Origin of the sequence: Mesorhizobium sp. M7A.F.Ca.CA.002.04.1.1 (assembly GCF_004022805.1) — a bacterium.
Lineage (GTDB): Bacteria > Pseudomonadota > Alphaproteobacteria > Rhizobiales > Rhizobiaceae > Mesorhizobium > Mesorhizobium ciceri.
Genome location: NZ_RZPL01000850.1, coordinates 1 through 2,257 on the forward strand (window position 1 = coordinate 1; position 2,257 = coordinate 2,257).

Consider the following 2,257-nt stretch of genomic DNA (forward strand, 5'->3'; position numbering starts at 1 on the left):
GCAGGCTCGGCGGATGTGGCTGCAACTGCCGCCGTGTCCGGCGCATTGGCGGCCGGTCCGCCGGAGGCCGCGGTGGCGGCGGGTTGCTCCGAGATGGCGCCTTCGACCGGTGGCAAGCCACTGTCATCGGCGTTTTGCGGCGTGGCGATCTCGGGAGCCGGAGGTTGCTCGGCCGCGACAGGGGCAGGCTTTTCCGCCGGAAGGGCGGTGGGCGGCGCGACGACCTCGCCGGCAATGGCCTGAGCGGCGTCGAGCAAGGCGCGGTCGCCCTCCGACAGCCGGCTGCGATCGATCTTGCCGAGCTTGGCACGAATGTCCTCGATTGTGCCCGAGGTGACGGTGGAAAGGCTGGCATAGAGCAGGGCGCGTGGATCGTCCTGATTGGTGTTGCCGTCACGGCCCTGCTCGGCCCGCGCCGAAGCGAAGGCCGAAAGGTCGTTCAGGCCGTCTATCGCGGCACGGCGGGCGATGCGCAGATAGATCACCTTCTCGCGCTCGGGATCCATCATCGAGGTGATGTCGCCCAGCTTGTCCTGGCTGATCGACATGTGCAGCGCGATGACGCCGGAGACAAAGGAGTCCGCGAACTGGCTGGCATAGGGCGAATAGAGGTAGCGCTCGACATACTGGGTGGAAGCAAGGGCGAAACGTGCCGCGTCGCCTTGCGCGACTGCAAGGCCGACCGAACGGCGAAGTGCCGCCTCCTCGACCAGCGTGCCGGGGCTGAGCAATCTTGCCTCGTCGAGCAGACCGAGTGCGGTCGCCGGTTGATCGCCGGCAAGCAGCGAGCCTTTGACCAAAGCGAGGAAGGCGCCGAGATCCGGAGGCAGCGCCATGGGATCGATCGGCCTCAAGGCTTCGATAGCCTTGCCGGGCCGGCCGTTGAGGTACTCAATCACGCCTTTGGCGATGGCAAGGCTTTGCGGGTCCGCCGTAGCGCGCGACGTGGCCGCTTCGACGGTCACCGGGTTGCCGCCGCTCATGCCGTAGACAAGCAGGGCCCGAAAATTCTTGGGATCCTTGTAGTCCTCGGCATTCGCCGCGCGCAGGCGCGTATCCGTCATCTCGAGCAGCTTGGCCTGCATCGGCAGGGCGGCATGATCCCCGGCGGCTATGCGGTCCTGGATGAGTTGCAGCGAGCGCACCAGCTGATACGGCTGCAGGGCCTCCTGGGCGAAACCAGTGGACGGGTGTCCGCCGGCCAGCAGCAACAGGCCAATCAACCGGCGGGTGACGGCCGCTCGCTTCATCCGCCGGTCGCCATCAGGATCTCGATGCGGCGGTTCGCGGCCGCCAATGGATCGGCTGCTATTTTCGGCTGGCGGTCCGCGAAACCGGCGACCTCGGTGATGCGGCGTTCGTCGACGCCGCCGCGCACGAGCATGTAGTACGCGGAATGCGCGCGCGCCGTCGACAGCCGCCAATTGTCGTAGCTGTCGCTGCGGAACGGCCGGGCATCGGTGTGGCCGTTGATGCTGATGGTGCCCTTCTGGCTGTTGACGATGCGGCCGATCTTCTCCATTGCCAGCACCAGTTCGCGTCTCGGCAACGCCGAGCCGACCTCGAACATGCCGAAGTCGAGCTGATCGGTGATCGAGATGACGACGCCCTTGTCGGTGGCTTCGACCGAGACGCCGTCGTGCAGCTTGTCGCCAGGCTTGAAAGCATCGGCCAACTGCCGCTTGACGTCGGCCGCTGCCTTCACGGCAGCAGCGGTTGGTGCCTTCTCCCCGATGTCGGGCTGGACGGCCTTTTGCGCCTCAGGCTCAGCCTTCGCTACCGCGGCCTTGGTGCCGTCCGATTTGGTCTCGCCGGCCAATGCCGTGGCAGGGTTCGCGGCCTGTTTACTGGTCGCGTCCTTTGCCAGTGGCTCGAGCGGTGCCGCGACAGGCGGCACGGCTTTGATTTTGAGCACCTGCGTTTCGGCGGTCTTGTCGCCGGGCTTGGCCGGATCGCCCTCGATCTTGGTGCGCTGGGCGCTGGCCTCGGCGCCGGGCGCCGCGACCTGCTGCGACCAGAAATCCGGCTCGAAAGGATCGCGGTAGGAGGCGCCACCGGAGGCGCCGGTAGCCGGGCCGGCAGCCTGCACGCCGCCATCGCCTTTCTGGCTGACATTCTGCATGACGCCGGTATCTGTGGCGATTTCCGAAAGCACGGCGTAGGGGTCGGCGAAGAGATGGTCGTCGGAGTGTTCCGCCTGCTGTGGCTCCTGCTTGTCCTGCTTGCGCTCGGACGCGCCCGCGCCGGCATTGCCGTT

2 protein-coding genes are annotated in these 2,257 nt (G+C 66.9%); both read right to left on the reverse strand.

The annotated features are described in order from the left end of the window. On the reverse strand, positions 1 to 1,250 hold a 1,250-nt coding region (locus ENZ75_RS29395), incomplete at its 3' end, for a chemotaxis protein MotC (protein ID WP_128278530.1). Then, the coding region (locus ENZ75_RS29400) for a MotB family protein (protein WP_128278531.1) at positions 1,247 to 2,257 on the reverse strand (1,011 nt) is incomplete at its 5' end. The genes ENZ75_RS29395 and ENZ75_RS29400, both read right to left, overlap by 4 nt.